Annotated in this window: 18 protein-coding genes and 1 riboswitch; of the genes, 5 read left to right on the top strand and 13 right to left on the bottom strand. The window is 37.9% G+C overall.

The features are described from left to right. Positions 1-30 precede the first annotated feature (30 nt). The 3 genes from NSQ74_RS06305 to NSQ74_RS06295 all read right to left on the bottom strand — a co-directional run bounded on the left by NSQ74_RS06305 (position 31) and on the right by NSQ74_RS06295 (position 2,818). Positions 31-351 (bottom strand): NAD synthetase, encoded by a 321-nt coding sequence (locus NSQ74_RS06305; protein WP_340822178.1) that lies wholly within the window; start codon positions 349-351, stop codon positions 31-33. Positions 352-508: 157 nt separating this feature from the next. Next, on the bottom strand, positions 509-1,333 hold the full coding sequence (gene nadE, locus NSQ74_RS06300) for an ammonia-dependent NAD(+) synthetase (RefSeq protein ID WP_340822176.1): 825 nt from the start codon (positions 1,331-1,333) through the stop codon (positions 509-511). Positions 1,334-1,348: 15 nt separating this feature from the next. Beyond that, positions 1,349-2,818 (bottom strand): nicotinate phosphoribosyltransferase, encoded by a 1,470-nt coding sequence (locus NSQ74_RS06295; protein ID WP_340822174.1) that lies wholly within the window; start codon positions 2,816-2,818, stop codon positions 1,349-1,351. 312 nt (positions 2,819-3,130) lie between these two features. Here NSQ74_RS06295 and NSQ74_RS06290 point away from each other — a divergent pair, with 312 nt between their 5' ends. Together NSQ74_RS06290 and NSQ74_RS06285 are read left to right on the top strand one after the other, a co-directional pair. Continuing rightward, on the top strand, positions 3,131-3,472 hold the full coding sequence (locus NSQ74_RS06290; RefSeq protein WP_340822172.1) for a P-II family nitrogen regulator: 342 nt from the start codon (positions 3,131-3,133) through the stop codon (positions 3,470-3,472). Positions 3,473-3,485: 13 nt separating this feature from the next. After that, a complete protein-coding gene (locus NSQ74_RS06285) occupies positions 3,486-4,781 on the top strand; it encodes an ammonium transporter (protein ID WP_340822171.1) in 1,296 nt (431 codons plus the stop codon). 105 nt (positions 4,782-4,886) lie between these two features. Here NSQ74_RS06285 and NSQ74_RS06280 read toward each other — a convergent pair whose 3' ends face one another. Beyond that, positions 4,887-5,390: a methylated-DNA--[protein]-cysteine S-methyltransferase gene (locus NSQ74_RS06280; RefSeq protein ID WP_340822170.1), complete on the bottom strand. Its 504-nt coding sequence runs from the start codon at positions 5,388-5,390 to the stop codon at positions 4,887-4,889. Between the two features lie 121 nt (positions 5,391-5,511). Here NSQ74_RS06280 and NSQ74_RS06275 point away from each other — a divergent pair, with 121 nt between their 5' ends. From NSQ74_RS06275 to NSQ74_RS06265, 3 genes are all read left to right on the top strand, one after another. Beyond that, on the top strand, positions 5,512-6,243 hold the full coding sequence (locus NSQ74_RS06275) for an ABC transporter ATP-binding protein (protein ID WP_340822169.1): 732 nt from the start codon (positions 5,512-5,514) through the stop codon (positions 6,241-6,243). Then, positions 6,240-6,992 (top strand): ABC transporter permease, encoded by a 753-nt coding sequence (locus NSQ74_RS06270; RefSeq protein WP_340822167.1) that lies wholly within the window; start codon positions 6,240-6,242, stop codon positions 6,990-6,992. Before NSQ74_RS06275 ends, NSQ74_RS06270 begins: the two co-directional genes overlap by 4 nt. A 75-nt stretch (positions 6,993-7,067) precedes the next feature. Then, complete coding sequence (locus NSQ74_RS06265) at positions 7,068-8,042, top strand: proline dehydrogenase family protein (RefSeq protein WP_340822165.1); 975 nt, start codon at positions 7,068-7,070, stop codon at positions 8,040-8,042. Between the two features lie 232 nt (positions 8,043-8,274). On the opposite strand, the gene NSQ74_RS06260 is transcribed toward NSQ74_RS06265, so the two are convergent. The 9 genes from NSQ74_RS06260 to NSQ74_RS06220 form a co-directional block, all read right to left on the bottom strand. Next, positions 8,275-8,991, bottom strand: a complete 717-nt coding sequence (locus NSQ74_RS06260) for a 3-ketoacyl-ACP reductase (protein ID WP_340822164.1) — start codon at positions 8,989-8,991, stop codon at positions 8,275-8,277. An 86-nt stretch (positions 8,992-9,077) separates the two neighbouring features. Next, on the bottom strand, positions 9,078-9,683 hold the full coding sequence (locus NSQ74_RS06255) for a response regulator transcription factor (RefSeq protein ID WP_340822163.1): 606 nt from the start codon (positions 9,681-9,683) through the stop codon (positions 9,078-9,080). A gap of 15 nt (positions 9,684-9,698) precedes the next feature. After that, entirely contained in the window at positions 9,699-10,844 is a 1,146-nt protein-coding gene (locus tag NSQ74_RS06250; RefSeq protein ID WP_445669072.1) for a sensor histidine kinase, read from the bottom strand. Between the two features lie 149 nt (positions 10,845-10,993). Continuing rightward, positions 10,994-12,025, bottom strand: a complete 1,032-nt coding sequence (locus NSQ74_RS06245; protein ID WP_340822162.1) for a fatty acid desaturase — start codon at positions 12,023-12,025, stop codon at positions 10,994-10,996. Between the two features lie 175 nt (positions 12,026-12,200). After that, positions 12,201-12,701, bottom strand: a complete 501-nt coding sequence (locus NSQ74_RS06240; protein WP_340822161.1) for a GNAT family N-acetyltransferase — start codon at positions 12,699-12,701, stop codon at positions 12,201-12,203. Between the two features lie 226 nt (positions 12,702-12,927). Then, on the bottom strand, positions 12,928-16,359 hold the full coding sequence (gene metH, locus NSQ74_RS06235; RefSeq protein ID WP_340822160.1) for a methionine synthase: 3,432 nt from the start codon (positions 16,357-16,359) through the stop codon (positions 12,928-12,930). Then, positions 16,352-18,199, bottom strand: a complete 1,848-nt coding sequence (locus NSQ74_RS06230) for a bifunctional homocysteine S-methyltransferase/methylenetetrahydrofolate reductase (RefSeq protein WP_340822159.1) — start codon at positions 18,197-18,199, stop codon at positions 16,352-16,354. Before NSQ74_RS06230 ends, metH begins: the two co-directional genes overlap by 8 nt. 90 nt (positions 18,200-18,289) lie before the next feature. Then, a riboswitch (SAM riboswitch) is annotated at positions 18,290-18,389 on the bottom strand. 125 nt (positions 18,390-18,514) lie between these two features. Then, complete coding sequence (hemG, locus tag NSQ74_RS06225; protein WP_340822157.1) at positions 18,515-19,903, bottom strand: protoporphyrinogen oxidase; 1,389 nt, start codon at positions 19,901-19,903, stop codon at positions 18,515-18,517. 306 nt (positions 19,904-20,209) lie between these two features. Further along, on the bottom strand, positions 20,210-21,499 hold the full coding sequence (locus NSQ74_RS06220) for a globin-coupled sensor protein (RefSeq protein WP_340822155.1): 1,290 nt from the start codon (positions 21,497-21,499) through the stop codon (positions 20,210-20,212). Positions 21,500-22,145: the final 646 nt, after the last annotated feature.

The following is a 22,145-nucleotide window of genomic DNA, read 5'->3' as shown; positions in this document are numbered from 1 at the left end:
ACCAAGTTTGGTATAGGGTTTGATTTTACTTTATATGGAAGTTCGGTAACTATTGTGGCGCTTCTTTAGCTTGCTAAGACGGCTCAGCTTTCCAGCTGTTTCATTTAGTTCATTATGAATTTGTACGTTGCCTTCACTATCAACAAAAGTAGCCTCAATTTTATTGTGACGTTGTTGTTGAATTTGTCTCTTCTTATTTAGTAGTTTTTTATCTTTAATTTTTTGAATACTTTTTTTAAATCGTTGCTGTGCGTTATGGCTAAAGTCATGACTAAGATCACCAGCATGTAAATACTGTTGTTCATTACGAAAAGTACTATTTGTCGTCGCACTTACACTAGAAGTCCTCATAATTAGTTACCCTCCTTTTTATTTTACTACGTTTATAGGTATTTATATCGACATTATATGCAAGAAATTAAGCAAACAGAACCAAAATACATAAAAAAGAATAGAATCGTTAAAAAAGTTTCTATCACTTTTTTGTACAACTCTATTCTCACAGGCTTTATTTCCAAAAATCATCAAAAATTGTGATAGGCATATGACGTTTATGTTGAGATCGCAAATAGTGCTGCTCTAGTGTTTCACGAGCATCCTTAGGAATTTCCTTCCCTTCTAAATAATCATCAATTTGCTCATATGTTAAACCAAGCGCCACTTCGTCTGGTAGAGATGGGCGGTTTTCCTCCAAGTCTGCTGTCGGCACTTTCAAATACAGATGCTCAGGGCAATCAAGCGCAGCTAACAATTGTTTTCCCTGACGCTTGTTAAGACGGAAAATAGGCATTAAATCTGCCCCACCATCACCAAACTTTGTATAGAAACCTGTAATTGCCTCTGCTGCATGGTCTGTTCCTAAAACGACTGCACTATTCATAGCAGCAATAGAAAATTGCACTTTCATGCGCTCACGTGCTTTTTCATTCCCTTTTACAAAATCGCTAAGTGTAACACCGGCATTTTCTAAAGCACGTACACTGGCATCGACTGCTTCCTTAATATTCACTGTGTAAGTATTCGTAGGCTTAATAAAATCAATAGCGTCCTGACAGTCCTGTTCATCCATTTGAACACCATATGGCAAACGCACTGCCCAAAATGAATATTTCTCCTCGCCCGCTTCAGCATTTAACTCATCAATAGCTAGTTGTGCTAATTTCCCAGTTAAAGTAGAATCTTGTCCACCAGATATACCAAGCACAAATCCTTTTACAAAGCTATATCGACGTGCATATGCCTTTAAAAAATCAATGGATTTACGAATTTCTTCCTGTGCATCAATTGTTGGCAAAACGCTTAATTCTTTAATTATTTGTTGTTGTAATGCCATAACATTCTCCACTCCTTAACCTTTCACAATTCGATTAACCATTTCGCGCACTTCTTCTATATTGCGCATTTTATTGTCCCAGCATTTTTGACTTAAATCGACTGGATATTCTTCTGGATTCATCGCACGTTTGTATTCATCCCATAACAATTCTAAATTTTCAGCTGCATAATTGCGCATGTCTACCAACGACGGGTTTTGATAAATTATTTCCCCTTTATTAATCACATGTTGATGTAAGTTTTTCGCCTCGAAATTCGTCACGAATTTTGACACAAATGTATGCACAGGGTGGAACATTTTTATGCGTTCTTCGGATTGAGGGTCTTCATCGTGCATTGTAATGTAATCGCCCTCTGATTTACCATTTTTCAAGTCGATAATACGATAAACATTTTTCAAGCCTGGTGTTGAAACCTTTTCCGCATTCGCAGATATTTTAATCGTATCTTCCAACTGACCTTCTTCATTTTCAATAGCTACCATTTTATAGACAGCTCCTAATGCAGGCTGATCATAAGCTGTAATGACCTTTGTTCCAATTCCCCACATATCTACGCGCGCGCCTTGTGCCTTTAAGTTCAAAATTGTGTATTCATCTAAATCATTCGAAACAACAATTTTCGCATCAGGGAAGCCCGCTTCATCGAGCATACGACGTGCTTCTTTTGACAAGAAAGCAATATCTCCACTATCTAGACGAATACCTATAAAATTAATTTTATCCCCTAGTTCTTTTGCCACTTTGATCGCTGTCGGTACACCAGATTTCAACGTGTTATAAGTGTCCACTAAAAACACACAATTACGATGACGTTTAGCATAGGCGTGGAATGCATCATAATCATTTTTATATGCTTGCACAAGCGCATGAGCATGCGTACCAGCTACTGGTATGTTAAATAGTTTACCCGCACGAACATTACTTGTGGAAGCAAATCCGCCTATAAAGGCTGCACGAGTTCCCCAAATTGCTGCATCCATTTCATGGGCACGGCGTGTACCAAATTCCATAGCCATTTCATCTTTTACGATTTGCTTAATACGACTTGCCTTAGTAGCAATTAGCGTTTGGTAATTCACAATATTCAAAAGAGCTGTCTCAATTAGCTGAGCTTCCACTAACGGTGCCTCAATGCGTACAATTGGTTCGTTTGCAAAAACGAGTTCCCCTTCCACCATTGAATACATATCACCTGTAAAGCGAATATTTTTTAAATAATCAATGAAATCTTCTTTATAGCCAACTTCTTCACGTAAATAGTCAATATCTGACTCACTAAAACGAAAGTCTCGTAAAAACTCAAGCATGCGTTCCAATCCGGCAAATATGGCATAGCCATTACCAAATGGTAATTTTCTGAAATATAACTCAAAAACCGCTTTTCTATTATGTATACCATCAGCCCAATAAGACTCTGCCATATTGATTTGGTATAAATCTGTGTGTAGCGCTAAGCTATCATCAGCATAGTTTGATCTCATAGGAAATCCCTTCTTCCACTATCATTGTTAGTCTTAGTATACACTATATACCCAAAATCTTGCGTTTTACACGTTTTCCTTCCTATGTTAGGTTTTCTAACATGAATATTCAGAAAATTTAGAACCGTTCATAATTTAGACACAAATTTTAGTACCGCTTTCATTCCTTTAATAATTAGCTTTTTAGTAATCTATTACGGAAAATGAAATATATGATGTCATAAAACCTAACATGTAAATCAAAAAAACAATTGCGCCGTTTAACAGCTCCCTATAGTATGTAAATTAAATTTACGCAAGGAGCTGGTGTGAGTGAAAAAAATCGAGGCAATTATTCGTCCAGAGGTATTTGGGGTTGTACGAGACGGACTTGCAAAGGTTGGTATTGCAGGTTTAAGTATTTCTGAAATCGCTGGCTGCGGTCGTCAATTAGGTCATACAGGTTTGTTTCGTGGAAATGCTTACGAAATTGAGTTTTTACCAAAATTAAAACTTGAAATGATTATCGACGACGAAAAAGTAGAACCGATTGTGGAGGTTTTATTACGTGATGCTGCAACTGGTAAGGTTGGAGACGGAAAAATATTTATTTATCCAGTAGAACAGGCAATTCGTATCCGTACTAAAGAAGTCGGATCAATTGCTGTAGATTAAGGGGGAGATAGCTATGGAAGACGTTATATTATCTGTAAATTTAGTTTGGGTTATGCTTGGTACAATTTTAGTTTTCTTCATGCATGCAGGATTTGCAATGGTAGAAGCAGGTTTCACACGTTCTAAAAATGCCGTAAACATTATTATGAAAAACTTCTTAACTATATCGCTTGGAGGAATTGTTTATTTTCTATGTGGCTATGCAATAATGTTTGGCGACACAGCTGGGGGCATCTTCGGAACGAGTGGATTCGCTTTAAACGGTGTAGATGACCTCTCCTTCTTTATTTTCCAAACGATGTTTGCTGCAACAGGTGCGACAATCTTATCTGGTGCCGTAGCAGAACGAACAAATATTTTTGCTTATATCGGTGTAATTATACTTATGACATTACTCGTTTATCCTGTTGTTGGGCATTGGATTTGGAGCGGTCAAGGCTGGTTAACTGATTTAGGCTTTATCGATTTTGCCGGTTCTACAGTTGTCCATTTAACAGGTGCTGTAGCTGCCTTTGTAGCTGCAATAATGATTGGGCCACGTCTAGGTAAATACGAAAATGGCCGCGTCAACGTTATTACTGGTCATAGCATTCCACTTGGCGCATTAGGCGTGTTTCTACTGTGGTTTGGCTGGTTCGGCTTTAATGGTGCCTCTACGTTAGCTGCAGATCCTACCCTCGTTCCAAAGGTAATTGCCAATACATTTTTCGCAGCTTCTGCAGGCGTTGTTGCTACTGCATTTTATACAAAATTCCGCTATGGTCACATTGATGGCTCACTAACTCTCAACGGTGCGTTAGCAGGGCTCGTAGGTATTACAGCCGGTGCAGCGAACGTCAGCATTATCGGTTCACTCATTATTGGTTTAATTGCAGCACCCTTATTAGTAGAAGGTGTCCGCTTTATTGAATGGAAATTAAAAGTAGATGATCCTGTAGGCGCAATTGCAGTTCATGGTATTTGTGGCATTTGGGGCACACTTGCGGTCGGTTTATTTGATATTAGCGGTCAAGGGCTATTCTACGGTGGTGGCCTAAGTTTACTAGGCATTCAAGCAATAGGTGTAATTGCGACAATCGCTTGGGTTGGCGTTTCCGTCTCAGCGGGTCTATTTATCATTAAAGCATTTATCCCTTTACGTGTGTCAGTAGAAGAAGAAATCACAGGCCTCGATGTTATCGAACATGGTACACCCGCTTATGAATATCAAGAAGTTTTTAAAAGCTCTGCTATTAATGGTGAAACATTTGCACACCGTCTAACTCACTTTGGTAAAACTCAAACGAGTGTCACAGAAGAACATGTCTAGACATTAAAATGATTGCACCTATGAAAAAATTACAAAAACCTGCTGGATGTCCCTAGTGAAGTTATGGGAATCCAGCAGTTTTTTGTTACAGCACTGCTTAAATATTTATTCAGCTCTTTCTAATTCAAGTAAAAATTCTTTCATTGTTAGCCCACTACGGAAACCTGTCAGCTTACCGTTTTTTCCGATGACACGATGACACGGAATAATTGCCAATATAGGGTTGGCACCTATTGCACTGCCTACAGCTCTTACCGCCTTTGGATTACCAATTCGCTCCGCAATTGCAGAATACGATGTCGTCGTTCCATATGGCAACTCTTTCAACGCATCCCATACAGCTAGCTGAAATGATGTTCCTTTCACATGTATAGGTAAATTAAATTCAGTAAGCTCTCCATTAAAGTAAGCTGTTAATTGCTCAACATACGGCGTTAATTTTTCTTTATTTTCTTCAAAACTGTAGCCCTTAAACGGCTTTTGAGCCCATTTTTCTACTTCTTCAAACGCTGTATTCGGTGTTCCTATATATACAAGGCCTTCATCTGAAGCAATAATATACATATCACCTTGTGCGTATGTTAGTGTATCTACATATAAAACATTCATTATTCCATTCTCCTTACTTGTTTTCATTAGAAGTTTTCTTTAAATAAGGTAAAATAACTGTAGCGTCGAATCATTTCATATGAAAGTTATTTACCTATAATCTTAAAGGAGGTTCAACGACATGACAACGTTATTTGAGCCCGCTATCCACCTTCAACAAGTGAGTTTTTCAGCTAACGATAAGAACATTTTAAAATTAATTACTGGTTCATTCCCAAAAGGAAAAATTACAACACTTGTTGGTCCATCCGGTGCTGGCAAAACAACATTACTGAAAATGTTTAACGGCCTACTCTCACCGACAGATGGCCTTATCTTAATTGATAATCAGCCGATTGCTTCCTATGAGCCTACCACTTTAAGAAAACATGTAGGAATCGCTCTTCAGGCAGCACCCATGATTAACGGAACCGTATTTGACAATTTGGCACTTCCACTTGTTTTACAAGGAAAACAACTCTCACAGCAAGATGCATTCCGCTATTTACTGGACGTTGGTCTTGATGAAAGTTTTTTACATCGCTCCATCAATAAGTTATCTGGTGGGCAACGTCAAAAGGTTTCAATTGCGCGCACTCTAATCAACCAATCTTCTATATTATTGTTAGATGAAATTACTTCTGCATTAGATCGTCAATCCGCACAAGATATCGAAACACTCATTGTGAAATTAAACAAAAAATATGATGTCACGATAATATGGATTACACATAATTTACAGCAGGCATTAACGATTGGGCATTATACATGGGTCATGATGGGAGGAGAGCTGATTGAAACAGGAGAAAGTTCGTTATTAAAAGCTCCTAGTAATCCGAGAGTCGCTGAATTTGTACAGGGGGTAAACTCATGACTTATACATCGCTTTCGCTGACATTAATTTTCGTATTAATTCCGCTATTACTTTCAAAAACGTTTAAACTAGGCCTTGAAAAAGACACCGTTATTGCAACAATTCGTTCTATTATTCAATTACTTGCAGTCGGCTATATTTTAAAATTCGTTTTTGAAGCTGGAAGTTTTATTTATATATTTCTAATGGTAGCATTAATGATTTTAGTTGCAGCGTTTAATGCCCGTAAAAATGGTAAAGGAATTAAGGGAATCACTTGGAAAATAATAATTACGCTTGTTGTGGTGGAAATTGTCACACAAGGTGTTTTACTTGGCTTCGGTATTGTCCCTAGCACCGCACAGTATATTATCCCTATTAGTGGTATGTTAATTGGCAACACAATGGTATTATCCATTTTATTTTTAAATCGTTTCACTGCAGAAATTACAAGTCACCAAAACGAAATCGAACTCATTTTATCTCTAGGAGGCACACCTAAACAAGCAATTCATCGCCAACTAATCAATGCCATTAAAGCAAGTATGATTCCTACCATTGAAAGCCAAAAAACTATTGGACTTGTACAATTACCAGGTATGATGAGCGGTCAAATTATCGGTGGTGCAGACCCTATCCAAGCAGTTCAATTTCAACTTTTAATAATTTTCGCGCTATTAACAACCGCAACATTATCGAGCATAATGATAGGCTTTTTAAGCTATCCTGTGCTTTTCAACGAGAGATTACAGATGTTGGAAATGAAATAATTGTTTTCGTGATATCATGACATTCTCTATAAATATGTTATACTAGTAAGAAAAATGCAGTGAGGAGAATGACCCATGTTATTACGCGATTTTTTCATCCAATTATCTGAAAACCAACTATTAAATAGTGCTGCTAAAAAATACGGCTTAAAATTAGGTGCCCAAAGTGTGGTGGCTGGTACAAATATAGAAGAAACGATTGCAAGCATCAAAGAATTAAACGCACATAATATCTCTTGCACAGTGGATAATCTAGGGGAGTTTGTTGCGAATGAAGAGGAAGCTACAAAAGCTAAGGATCAAATCCTCGCTGTCATTGAAGCTATTCATGAAAACAATGTTGATGCACATATTTCGTTAAAGCCTTCTCAATTAGGCTTAGACATTGATGTTGATTTTTGCTACGACAATTTATATGAGATTGTAGAAAAAGCAGCAGCCTATGATATTTTTGTAAACTTTGATATGGAAAATTACGGCCGTCTACAAACATCATTTGATATGGTAGAAGAGCTTTCAAAAACATTCAATAATGTCGGTACTGTTATTCAATCATACTTTTACCGAGCAAAAGACGATCTTGAGAAATTTAAAAACTACCGTTTACGTATCGTAAAAGGTGCATATAAAGAGCCTGTGGAAGTAGCCTTCCAAGATAAGCTAGATATTGATTTAAACTATATCGAACTAATTGAATACCATTTATTACATGGTAAATTTACATCGATTGCTACACATGACCATAACGTCATTGCACACGTAAAGCGCTTTGTTGCTGATAACAATATTCCATTTGATAAATTTGAATTCCAAATGTTATATGGCTTCCGTACAGATATGCAAAAAGAACTTGCGAAAGAAGGCTATAACTTCTGTGTCTACGTTCCATTTGGCGAAGATTGGTACGGTTACTTTATGCGTCGCTTAGCGGAGCGTCCTCAAAATCTTAACCTTGTGACAAAACAAGTATTTACGAAGAAAACGAATACAGTTCTTGCTGTAGCAGCTGGTGCATTCGTTCTTGGTCGCTTAACAAAGCGCAAAAAGTAATAAAAAGAAGTTGGGACATAACTATTAAAATATTAAGCAGATAATACCAGTTGATGGTAGCGAAGGCGGTGACTCCTGCGGAAACGCACGCAAGCGTAAGACGCAACAAGTCGCGCGTTAGCGAGGGTTGCCGCTTACGTGTGTGCCCGCCGTAGCGAACATCAACGGCATAGCAAAAAAGTGTTAGATTGATGGCAGTCAATCTAACACTTTTTCTGTTGGAAATCTACTTTTAAGGGTTTGTTGACCATAGACCTGCATGTTTTAAAACAACACGCGGATGTAATTTTAATTGAGCTACCATTAAGTCTGCTAAATCTTCTGCCTGCATGACTTTTTCCGGATTGCCATCAGTTAATTGTAATTCAACTGCCATATCAGTTGCAACAGTACTTGGTGTTAACGTTACAACACGAATATTATGTTTTCGAACTTCTAACATTAATGATTCACTCATGCCAATAACAGCCGCTTTCGATGCACTATATGCACTCGTAATCGGGGCACCTTTTTGACCTGCTGTAGATGAAATATTAATAATATCCCCTGACTCACGTTCAATCATTTCTGGTAGGACGGCACGTGTTGTGTAATAAACACCTTTAACATTTACATCTACAATATTCGTCCAATCTTCAGGTGAAAGTTCTAAAAACTTACCGAATTTCGAAATCCCCGCATTATTTACTAAAATATCGATTGGTCCTAATTCAGCTCGAATACTTTCTACAGCCGTTGTGATGGATTGCAGATTTGCTACATCAGCTGTAGCAATCGCGACTTTTACATCATATGCCTTTAGTTGTTTTTCAACTTGTTGTAAATTCTCTAATGTACGACCCACTAGCCCAACGTTGATGCCCTCTTTTGCAAAGGCGATGGCTGTTGCACGGCCAATACCACGACCGGCTCCAGTAATTAAAGCCGTTTTACCAGTAATAGTTTGCATATATCTTGCTCCCTTTTGAATAGTGATAGATAAAATCTATGTTTTTTAGCATACCTATTCGCCAATCAAAAGTACATTCAGAAGACTTACTTATTCCATCCTTTTTCCTTAAAGCGTGCAATAGCCTCAATACGGTTCCCGACATGGAGCTTCTCTAATATTGTTGAAATATAATTGCGCACAGTCCCTGCCGATAAAAATAACTCCGCTGCAATTTCTTTTGTTGTTTTACCTTCTGCTACAAGTGTTAACACCTGACTTTCACGCTCAGTTAGTGGATTTTCACTATCGTCCTCGTAAACAAAATCAACAAGTTCTGGTGCGTAAATTCGTTTACCATCTACGATTGTCCGAATAGCACTCACCAATTCCTCGATAGGACTATCCTTTAATAAGTAACCTCGGACACCTGCTTTTCTTGCTCGTTCGAAATAACCAGGTCTAGCAAATGTAGTTAATATAATTACTTTACAGTCGGAACTCTGCAATTCTTCAGCCGCATCAAGTCCAGTTTTCACTGGCATTTCAATATCCATAATACAAATATCAGGCTGATGCTCTTCTACAAGCGCCAATGCTTCCTCACCATTTTTTGCTAACCCGACGACCTCCATATCTTCCTCCATACTAAGTAAGGAACGAAGTGCGCCTAATAGCATCCCCTGATCTTCAGCAATTACAATTCGTATCAAGCCATAACCCTCTTTCTATAGGTTCTTCAAATTTTCTTTAACTTTTTGATGTGTAATAGTCACCGGTATAGATACCGTTAAAGTAGTGCCATTTTCACTTTCTATTTTAAATGAACCATTTATAAACTCTAAGCGTTCATGCATCCCTTTTAAGCCATTACCTGACTTCAATGCTTGTTTTTTCGTAATCCCCTGTCCGTTGTCACGAACAACTAAGTGTACTTCTTTAAAATTTTGATGGAAGGCAATTTCACATTTAGTTGCTCCGCTATGCTTTACAATGTTCGTTACCGCTTCCTTTAAACACATAGATAAAACATTTTCCACGAGAGGTGGAACTTGCAATGATTCCTTATCTCCCTCAAAAACAAATTCCATCTCTGCCGCTTTTAAAATTTGAGAAATACGCATAAGCTCATCTTCAAATCTAGTTGTCCGCATATCTGACACCAATTCTCGTACCTCTTTTAAGGCAATACTAGCTGTTTGACGAATATCCTTAATTTCAATTAAAGCTTGCTGTGGATCACGAGCAATCAGTCTCGAGGCTAAGTCGCTTTTCAAACCAATCATCGACAACTTTTGACCAAGCGTATCATGTAAATCACGTGCAATACGTTGTCGTTCCTCAAAGACAATTAATTCAGCTATTCGTTCATTTGCAGTTTCTAGTTGACCTTCTAAATTTTCACGCTTATTTTTCGAATAAATCGTTAAAGGTAGAAGTACTACTGCCAATATCGTTAGTACGACAAAAGGTAGCTGCGATAAAAATAAATGTAGCTCTACAAAGAAGCCAACTCCTGTAGAAATCACTGTAAAGCCGATATGGAGCCCATACATTATGTAAAAGCCAACAGGTCTACGGATATTGCCTATGAAAAAGGCCGTAAAAATCGATAAATACACATAACCATACAATATAGTTAAAATAATATTAATGACCATTTCAAAGCTAATCCACATATACACTAGTCCGTTTTTAGAGTTCACAGAAAATCGATAAAAAATAAAATAGAGCATTAAAAAAGTTATCCCAATTGATATTTCAATGTACGATGATTTTCTGAATATAAAGAAAAACGGTAGAAAACAAAAAATAACCCATAAATAAACACTGAGCATAGGACTATTCGGAATGATACTATGCCATTTCTTCATCATAATCTCACGCTCTTTCCTACTTTTCCCTACATTATAACAAGAAAAGAATATTTGCGCCTTCACTTGCTATCCTGTAACTATCAAACGGACATATCCTTATTTATATAAAACAGCCATCCCAAAAAGAGATGGCTGGCTGTATTCTACTAAGCAGCAATACTGCCTTTCGCTTTTCGTTTTATAATTTCATTTACATCTTTAAAAGTTACAAATTTGCCAAGGTCTTCATCGTATAATTTATAGCGTAAAGATTCTAAGCTTGTACGCAATGTAATTGTAGTAGCAGAGTGCAATGGCGGTGTTTCATTATGTGCTTTTTCAAGATTATAGTTCGGTACACGCGGTGCTAAATGGTGCACGTGGTGGAAGCCGATATTGCCTGTTGCCCATTGTAATAGCTTCGGTAGTTTATAGTACGAACTGCCTTCAACAGCAGCTTTTACATAATCCCACTCTGAATCGTGCTCGAAGTAAGAATCCTCGTACGTATGTTGAATATAAAATAACCAAATGCCAAGGGAACCAGCGACAAATAAAGTAACGCCTTGAACTAATAAAAATGCTTGCCAACCCATAGCGTAAATAAGACCTACACAGATACCTAAAATAATTATATTTGTTACGTAAGTGTTCGTGCGTTCCTTTTGTTTCGCATCTTTTCGGTTAAAACGATTCAAAATTAACACCATGTATAACGGCCCTAAGCCGAACATTACAAGTGGATTACGGTAAAAACGATACCATAAACGTTGACCTTTAGAACATTGTAAATATTCCTCTACTGTCATCATATCAATATCACCAATACCACGCTTATCTAAGTTCGAGCTTGTTGCGTGGTGGATTGTATGCTCACGCTTCCATTTTTCATATGGGAAAGATGTAATTACCCCAGTTACTAAGCCAACCCAGTCGTTTGCTTTTTTACTTTTGAAAAATGAACCGTGGGTACAATCATGGAAAATGATAAATGTTCTAACGACAAATCCAGCAGAAATAATACTTAAACCAGCAGTTAACCATGGCGAAACATCCACTAACATATAACCAGCAACCCATAGGACAATTAACGGAACAATTGTATTGACCATTTGAAAAATACTTTTACCTGTATCTGATTTCGCAAATGGCGCTACATCTTGGCGCAATTTCTTCGTTTTTTCTTTATCTGTTGCCATTCCCTTTTCCCTCGTTTCCTTTTGCTTATGACCTCATCATAAAACAAGAGTATAACTAGCAACAGACGCAAACATCATGAAAAGCGCATGACATTTGTCATACACATCTACGATAGCCAAGTAAGATTTTTACTCCCCACTATGCATACGTTTTTATCATTAAAGCCCATTCACACTACTTTTGTGGTCCAGGTAAATGTAGTTGATAGAATACTAAATCCAACCATTCGTCAAATTTATAACCAGCATTTTTAATTGTTCCTGCATATTCAAAGCCTAGCTTCTCATGCGCCTTTATGCTTCCAATATTTTCTCCGTCAATACCAGCAACTAACGTTTTCACACCTTGCTCCTGTGCAAGCTTAATCAACTGATGCATTAACTTTGTTGCGATGCCTTTCTTATAATGGTCCTTGTGCACATATACCGAATGCTCCATCGTATACTTATAACCAGGGTAAGGACGGAACTGACTATAATTTGCAAAACCTGCGACTACTCCGTTTTCTACATAGACTAGCAATGGATTACCAGCTGCCTTTTGCTCTTGAAACCATTGTTTCTTTTCTTCTAACGATTGTATCTCATACCTATACACCGCTTTACTCGTTAATATAATGTCATTATAAATAACTAAAACCTCTGGCAAATCTTTTTCTTCCATAAATCGAATCATCCTATTCACGTCCTCACCATAAAAGAAATAGACCCCACCGATAACGGCAGGGTTGTACCTAATGCAACTATTTAATTTGCCTCACCACAAAGGGCATATTGCGCTTTGATTGGTCATACGATCACACCATTTCAATATCCGCAACACACCCCTCATAGACGTAGACGTTCACTTTATTAAATTGGCATTAAACCTTCTCCATAAAGATAAACCTTTTTTATCTATATTACACGTTAAAATATCTTGCATCTGGATGTGCAAAAACAATCGCAGATACGGATGCTTCTGGCTCCATCATAAAGCCTTCTGTTAAATGAACCCCAATGTCTTCAGGCTTTAATAAGCCAAATAATTTCTCTTGGTCTTCCAAGTTCGGGCAGGCAGGATAGCCAAATGAGAAACGTTGCCCTTGGTATTTCGCGGCAAAACGGTCGCGCATTGTGAAATCTGTATTATCAGGGAAGCCCCATTGGTCACGAATTTCTTGATGCATACGCTCTGCAAAGCCTTCTGCAAGCTCTAGAGCTGTTGATTGAAGGGCATGACTTTCAAGGAATTTCCCTTCCTCTTTTAACTGACGAGCTTTCGCCATAACACCTTGACCAGCAGTTACAACCATCAGTGCAATATAATCCATCTCTCCGCTATCTACTGTTTTCAAGAAATCAGCTAAACACATAAACGGTTCAACCTGCTGACGCGGGAAGGTAAAACGTTCAATTTCCGTTTTACTATCTGATGGATCATAAACGACAACATCATCTCCATCAGCTTGCGCTGGGAAGAACTGATACAAGCCTGAAGGTTTTAATAGGTCACTTTGTAAATAACCATCGACTAGTTGTTTTAGTTCTGTTGCCCGTTCATCTCCTGCATCAAGCAATTGCTGAACTTGTCCTTTTAGACCTAAGTGGTGACCAATCAATGTTCGCATATTCACATATGGATATAAATGTGACACGGAATAATCCTTTTTCACATGACGACGAACATCCGCAGGCAGGAACACAGTCGCATCTTTTACTGTACGTACAGGCTTCACAGTAATTTCTTTCGCAGGTCGCGCTGCACGTTTCTCATCAGCCTCTAACCGTTTTTGACGTGAGTCTGCTATTTCAGCTAAAAAGTTTTCTCGCGTCTCTGTACCCATTAAACGATTTACTTGCTCTAGCCCCTGCATCGCATCTTTTGAGTATATAACAGGACCTTCATATTCGTTTGCAATTTTCGTTTCAGTAAAGCGACGAGACAACGCTGCGCCTCCTACTAATATAGGAACATTAATACCTGCTGCTTTAAAGTCCTGGGCAGTGATAACCATCTGCTGAGCAGATTTAACAAGTAATCCCGACAGACCGATAAAATCAGGCTTTTCCTTGCGAATAGCCTCGATTAACTGTGATGGCGTTACTTTAATGCCTAAATCAACCACCTTATATCCGTTATTACTTAAAATAATATCTACGAGATTTTTACCAATATCATGCACATCGCCTTTTACAGTAGCAAGCACCATTTTACCTTTACCAGAGCTGTCCTCATTTTTCTCCATAAATTGCTCAAGATGCGCTACAGCCGCCTTCATAACACCTGCTGATTGTAATACTTCCGCTACGATAAGCTGATTATCATTGAATAAGCGACCAACCTCAGCCATCCCTTCCATCAATGGTCCATTAATAATATCAAGCGGTGCGTCAAAAATTTCACGAGCGGCATCAAGATCTTCAATAAGCCCTTCTTTAGTACCTTCTAAAATATAATAAGCTAAGCGTCCTTCCACTGTTTTCGGAATATCTGCTTCAGTTTTCTCTTTCTTTTTATCACGATAAAAATCAGTAAATACCGCTAATGTTTCATCATTTGTATTGAATAATAGGTCATTTGCAAGCTTAATTTCCTCTTCAGGAATTGATGCATAACGCTCTAACTTCTCTGTGTTGACAATCGCGTAATCCAAGCCTGCCTGTGTACAGTGATATAAATAGACAGCATTCAATACTTCACGGCCAACTGGTGGTAAGCCGAAGGAAATATTACTTACGCCAAGAACCGTTAACGTGCGAGGCAGTTTTTCTTTAATAAGACGAATGCCCTCGATTGTTTCAAGTGCTGAACCAATATATTGTTCATCCCCTGTACCAACTGGGAACATTAGCGGGTCAAAAATAATATCCTCTGGAGCTAAGCCCCATTTCTCTGTTAATAATTGATAAGAACGCTCGGCAATTTCTAGTTTACGATGGCGATCTACTGCCATCCCTTGCTCATCAATCGTACCGACAACTAAAGAGCCACCATATTTTTTCACTAATGGCATTACGGCGTCAAAACGTTCTTCGCCATCCTCTAGATTAATAGAATTGATAATGGCTTTACCTTGTGAAAATTTCAGCGCTTCCTCAATTACTTTCTCATCTGTAGAATCAATTACAAGCGGTACTTTTACTTTTTTAACAACTTCCTGCATAAAGCCACGCATATCCTCTAATTCATCACGATCTGGGTTCGCTAAGCAAATATCTATAACATGTGCCCCATTTTTCACTTGTGCACGTGCGATTTCTGCCGCTTCCTCATATTTACCGTCAATGATTAAATTTTTGAATTTTCGGGAGCCGATAACATTCGTTCGCTCCCCAATAAATAGCGGACGCATCGAATCATCGTATACTAAAGGTTCAATACCAGATACAACATGACCATGTGTACTTTCCGGTAATTGACGCGGCTTTTCATCCTTCAGCACCTCTCGGATTGCCGCAATATGTGCTGGTGTTGTTCCACAACAGCCGCCAACAATATTAAGCCAGCCTTTTTCAGCAAAACCTTTTAATTTTTGAGATAAAGTTTCTGGAGATTCATGATAACAACCTTCCTCATCTGGCAAACCAGCATTTGGATAACAGCTAATATAGCCGGTAGAAAGCTCCGCTAACGAACGAATATGATCTGTCATAAACTCTGGACCTGTCGCACAGTTTAAGCCGACAGATAACGGCTTAATATGCTCAATTGATATGTAAAAGGCTTCAATCGTTTGCCCTGCTAGCGTTGTGCCCATTGGCTCAATCGTGCCTGAAATCATAACAGGTAGTTCTTTTCCAGTTTCCTCAAACGCACGTGATACCCCCAGTGTCCCCGCTTTTACATTTAGCATATCCTGACTTGTTTCAAGAAGCAGTACGTCTGAGCCCGCTTCGATTAGTGCCTTTGCCTGTACATAAAAGTTTTCTTCAAGTTCATCAAAGGTAATACCGCCAGTTACTGATAATGTTTTTGTCGTTGGCCCCATTGCTCCCGCAACAAAACGGGGCCACTCTGGAGTAGAAAACTCATCCACTACTTTGCGCGCAATTTCTACCGCACGTTTATTAATTTCTTCTGCCTTAGACCCAAGGCTATATTCATTTAATACGAGAGGCGTACCTCCAAACGTATTTGTACAAATAATATCCGCACCAGCCTCTAAATATTTTCGGTGAACTTTTTCAAGCACATCAGGTCTAGTTAATACAAGATTCTCGTTACAACCATCAAGCTCCTCGCCACCAAAATCTTCTGCTGATAAGTTTTCATTTTGAAGCATTGTACCCATTGCGCCATCCAGAATTAATATTCGTTTCTCTAGTTGCTCTTCAATCAAGTGCTTAGCCATCTATACTTACCCCTTTTTTCTGTTCATCCAATTGCTCAATAAATTTCATTAACTCTAGCGTCATATCATAGCGTAAAAACGGTGTAATTAAGTAAATACCATTGAAATACTCTGCAGCTACTTCTACTAACTCTTTAGCAATTGCAATCCCTTCTAATGTTGAACGTTCCTTATCTTCACCACATGCCTTCATGCGTGACAGTGCATCGTCAGATAGTTTGATACCTGGTACTTCATGGTGTAAAAACTCAGCGCTCTTATAGCTCGTTACTGGCATAATACCAATATAAATTGGTGCATCTAAATGCTTTGTTGCCTCATAAATTTCAATGATTTTTTCTTTCGTATAAACTGGTTGAGAAATAAAGTAATCCGCACCATGCTCTATTTTTTTCTCTAGTCGAGCTACTGCTCGGTCTAGTACACGTACATTTGGGTTAAATGCTGCCGCTACAGAGAAGTTTGCCTTTTTACGAAGTGGCTTTCCGGAAAATGAAATACCGTCATTTAACTGTTTAATCAGCTGGATTAGCTCCATAGAAGATACATCATAAACGCTTGTGGCTCCTGGGAAATCACCTACCTTAGTCGGATCTCCAGTAACCGCTAAAATATCATGAATGCCAAGTGCATTTAAGCCCATTAAATGTGACTGTAATCCAATTAAATTACGATCACGGCACGTTATATGCGTTAACGGTCGGACACCGTGCGTTTCCTTCAATAACGCACCCATTGCCACATTACTAATGCGGGGCGATGCAAGTGAATTATCTGCCATCATCACTACATCAGCGCCTGCTTCATATAATTTTTTCGCACCTTGAATAAAGCCGTCAATTTCTAAATGCCTTGGTGTGTCTAACTCCACGATAACCGAACGCTCGCGCTTTACCTTCGCGTGCAATGGCTCATACGTCGCAGGCTCTGCTTCACGTACAACCTGTACTTTTTCAGGCTTTGCTAACTTTTCTTCAATAGGTGTTAACTCTTCTAAATATTTTTTCGCTGCTGCTATGTGCTTTGGTGTTGTACCACAGCACCCACCGATTAAACGAACACCTTGGTCAACCAGTGCAACTGCGGCACGACCAAAATAATCAGCTTCTGACTCATATACGACACGCCCATCCTCTAAATCTAGCAAGGATGCATTTGGATATGCAGACATAAATGCTTTTTCAGGAAGCTCAACTCCTTCAAATGCTTGAATTGTATGATGCGGTCCTAAACGACAATTTACGCCTACTACATCTGCACCAAGAGCCTCTAACTCGTGCAATGCTTGATTTAATGCCATTCCATTTTGTAACACGCCTGGTTCATGCATCGACACCTGCGCAATAATTGGTAGCTTTGTTTTGGCACGTAACATTTTCAACGTTGCGCTTAACTCTTCGAAATCATAATACGTTTCAAGTAAAAGGCCATCTGGATTGCCTGCAAGTAACACATTTGCTTGCTCTTCAACTGTCGATAAAATTTCCTCTAACGTTGCATCACTTTTACGAATACCACGGATGCCTCCAATTGTGCCTAACACAAATTGTCCGCCATCTGCTGCAGCACGTTTCGCAATCGTGATTGCAGCTTCATTAAACTGCTGAACTCGCGATTCTAAACCGTAGCGTGCTAATTTAATCGCATTAGCACCGTAAGTATTTGTCTGAATCACATCTGCACCAGCAGCAATATATTCTTTATGGATTTTTTCAATTAACTTCGGTCTCTGTACATTCATTTCTTCATGGCAGTACTCCAAGCCGTAGCCATATAATACAGTACCAATGGCACCATCTGCAGTTAACACATGTGATTTTAACTTTTCTAGCAATCCCATAAAACGTAACCCTCACTTTCCTTGTATCCAAAAATATAAAAAGCCTTCTTTTAAAAAAAGAAGGCTTTAACGAATCGTAATTGTTTTTCCTTCTCATCTTCGACCAAAAAGGTCTTCTGGATTTAGCACCTGACATTAGTTGGTTGCTGAAGCTTCATAGGGCCAGTCCCTCGGCTTCTCTCGATAAGAATGTAGTATGAATTTTTCAAATAATTAAAAGAATCATATCGTTTACAGGCGATAGAGTCAAGACTATTTCACTTAACAAAGGAGATTTCTCCAGAAAAATATCAAATTTCCGCATTTGTTTTACCGTTATACTAGTTTTTCTCCAAGCTCTTCGCCTATTTTTTTACCATTTTGAATACAAGCACCAATGCCTACTCCGAAATAAGAACAGCCTGCAATCGATAAATTTGGATACCTTTCTGCAAGCTCAGCTATTAAGCCCTTCAATGCCTCATGATGTGCTAAATCGTATTTTGGCATTTGATTAATCCATTTCGCAACATTAACTACAGTTGGCTTTTCATCAATCCCTAAACTTTTCTTTACATCGTCTAATGCGACAGCAGCTAGTTCTTCATCTGTCATCTTACGTAATTTTTCATACGCAGGATTGATGCTCTTATAAAAGAGTCGTACAAGCAATTTACTATTAGCAGATGTATGCTTCCATTTTCGACTTGTCCAAGTTGCTGCATTGCATTGGACATTTGAATTATGTGACACAATAAAACCCGTTCCATCTGCTGGTAGCACTGCATCCGGTACATCAAAACCTAAGTAAATTGTTATTGCAGAAGCTGTAGTAAATTCCTTAAAATAATGATCTAACGATGGGTCCTGTAATAAGCTTTGCACCGCTTCATTGGGCAACGCTAGAACAACGTGATTAGCCTCAAGCTTTCTACTATTTGCTAATGTAATTGTATATTGCCCTTCATGTTTCTTTACACTTGTTGTTGCTACACCTTTAATAATTTCTACTTCTGTTAACGTTTCTTCAAGACGGTCAATTAGAGATGATAAGCCTTTTTTAAACGAAATAAACTTTTTATTGGAAGCTTTCATAAATTGTTCGCGATTTGCATCAAACCCCTTGATGATGCTACCGTATTCATTTTTATAATCGATTAAGTACGGCAATGTAGAAGCAATCGAAAGTTGATGTAGGTCACCAGAATATACTCCTGCTAATACTGGCGCTATTTGATTTTGCACAAGCTCTTCACCTAAGTAATACGTTAAAAACTCGCCTATTGAGCTTTCTTTCGTAAAACCTTTATTCGGCATCGTTAAGTCCTGTAATGCGATTTGCTTACCAGCTTCTGATACAAGCGTACTTGCTTCCAGAGATGCTAAACTCATAGGAATACCGAATGTTGAATCAGCTGGTATTGCATGTAATTCGTCGTTTGTATAGATATAAGATACTCCTGTTTCGTTGTACACTAGCTCCTGTTCAAAGTTAAGCTCCTGTACTAGCTCCATAACACCTTTATGACGAGCTACAATTGAATCAGCGCCCGTTTCCATTATAAAACCATGGTCATATGCGGAGTATAGCTTTCCACCTAAGTATGCATTTTTTTCAACAAGTACTAGGTTTACATCTATTTTTTTCTCCAATACTTGACGTTGTAGATAATGCATCGTACATAAACCTGTAATCCCGCCACCCAATACAACTATTGTTTCCATGAAGATCGCCCCTAATTTCTTTATTTATCTCCTATTAGTATAAACTGTTTTTGCAAACATTTACGTTCAACCCATTACAAATTTAGCAAAAATGAAGCAATCAAAAAATAAATAGCCGTTGATTGCGCTACGGGTAAATTGTTTGAGTGCCTGGCACCCTTAATAAAAATCCACTTCGTTTTCCTTATAGGAGGGCAAGAGCACAAAGACGATAAAGCTCCTATCCTACCTGCGGAAAGCAAAGCGGATTGTAAATTAATTTTTTATTTAGAGGACATTTAAGCCCCATTTTATGAAATCATTAAATTAGTTTAAGTTTTGGGCAACATTCGCTAATTTATCTGCTGAATTTGTAACTTCATTAAATGCAAGTCCAAGCTCATTAAGAATCTCAGCCACAGCGAGCACTTCTTTTTCCATGCGATCATTTTGACACTTAGCTTGTGTCATAGCATCTAAAATTTTGTTAAATTGCCCCTCAGTTTGAGTCATGTTTTCCTCACCTGACGCAACTTCTTCCTGAATATGGCTAAGTGTGTGAGCAAGCTTATCCGTTCGCTCCGTCGTCTTTTCTAATAATTTAGCTACGGATGTGACAGATTCCTTTGTTTGACTAGATAATTTACGAACTTCATCGGCTACTACACTAAAGCCTTTCCCCGCTTCTCCAGCACGAGCTGCTTCAATAGCTGCATTTAAAGCTAATAAATTTGTTTGATTTGCAATGTTCGTCACAACATTCATAATCGCTTCCATTTCCTTAGACATTTCTGTCAATTGCTTAATATTGTCTGTAATATCATCTACTGATTGAATAATGTTACTCATATTTTTTGATTGATGTTGTAGACGTTCCCGACCTTCAATCGCCTGACTTTCAGCTAGCGTACTAACCTGCAATGATCTTTTCGCCAATTCCTTAATCTCATGTGATTGATTATTTAATTGATGGAATGAGGCATTTGTTTCTTCAGAAATTGCAGCAAGCCCCTCTGAAGATTCCACGATTTTTCTCTCAACTGCTTCTTTCTCACGTTCTACATTTTCCTTTAGTCGTTCGACTGTACTTTCAAAAGCCTCTAAGACAAGCTGCTGCTCAAAATTAGAAATTTTAGAGATTGCACGAATTGTATTAAATTGGTCCATAGGGTGTTCTACATGTTTTTCTACCAAGTCAATAAATGAAATGGCTAAATCTTGGAAAGCACAAATATACCATTGTGTTCTAAGGCCGATATGTACATGTACTTTTGCGATACTTACTCGTCTTTTATAAAACTCTTCATCTATTGTACCGTTAAACATTTCAATAATATGACGGCGCAATGTGACCTTCAACTTATCTACAGAACTATGTTTATTAATAATATCTACTAAACTTTGCTCAGTTCCAATCATTCCATAAAATCGGTCTACGATTTGATTTATGTTGTCCTCAACAAATGGTTTAAAAGCCTTTAAATATTGTAAATCTAGTTTGGTCAAATTTAACATTTCAATCTGCTTCACCAATGTTCGTGAGTTCGGAACATCCATTGTCACTGAGTATTGTTGTAAATCTAATGGCATTGCCTTTTTCTGTTTTTGAAAAATCACACTTTTCCCTCTTTCATATACATGTTCTTTTGAAGAGCTGAGCATAATCTATTTCCGTTTACCCAAATATATTTATAAATATACGAAAAAATACCACGACCGCTAATAAATTAACAAGAAAATAATATAACAAAATAACATCATAATAATCAATAATTCATTAATTTTACATTTTAAAATTACTCATTTACAATATACACTTTAAATATAATTGTCAATTTATATTAACCTATTTTTTACCATTTATCATTATAATATTTATTACTAAACCAAAAAGTTATCCATCATGGAAATGTGATAAAATTACTAATTCAACATTTTTCGTTAACTATATCTACGGTCTTTTTACTAATTAAAGAATATTGTTTGAATTACTACGAGCATAATTAAGTAGCAGCAATTTTACTATCTATCATTTATTCATTCCAAAGAGGTCAATCAACCTAAAACAACAGCTAAAAACAGTTCTAAAAGACCAATACCGAGATAGTTAATAAATAGTTCTAAATAATCACAATAATCATTGGCCAATTATGCAAAGATTTAATCCATTGCGTCCTTATTTCTTTGTAATGTCGTATAAGCATTATTTTCTTTATAACAGCAAAAAACCCGCAATGGCTAGTTTATAGCTAACCATTACGGG

Source organism: Lysinibacillus sp. FSL W8-0992 (assembly GCF_038008685.1).
GTDB lineage: Bacteria > Bacillota > Bacilli > Bacillales_A > Planococcaceae > Lysinibacillus.
This window is presented reverse-complemented; position numbering and strand designations above follow the sequence as displayed.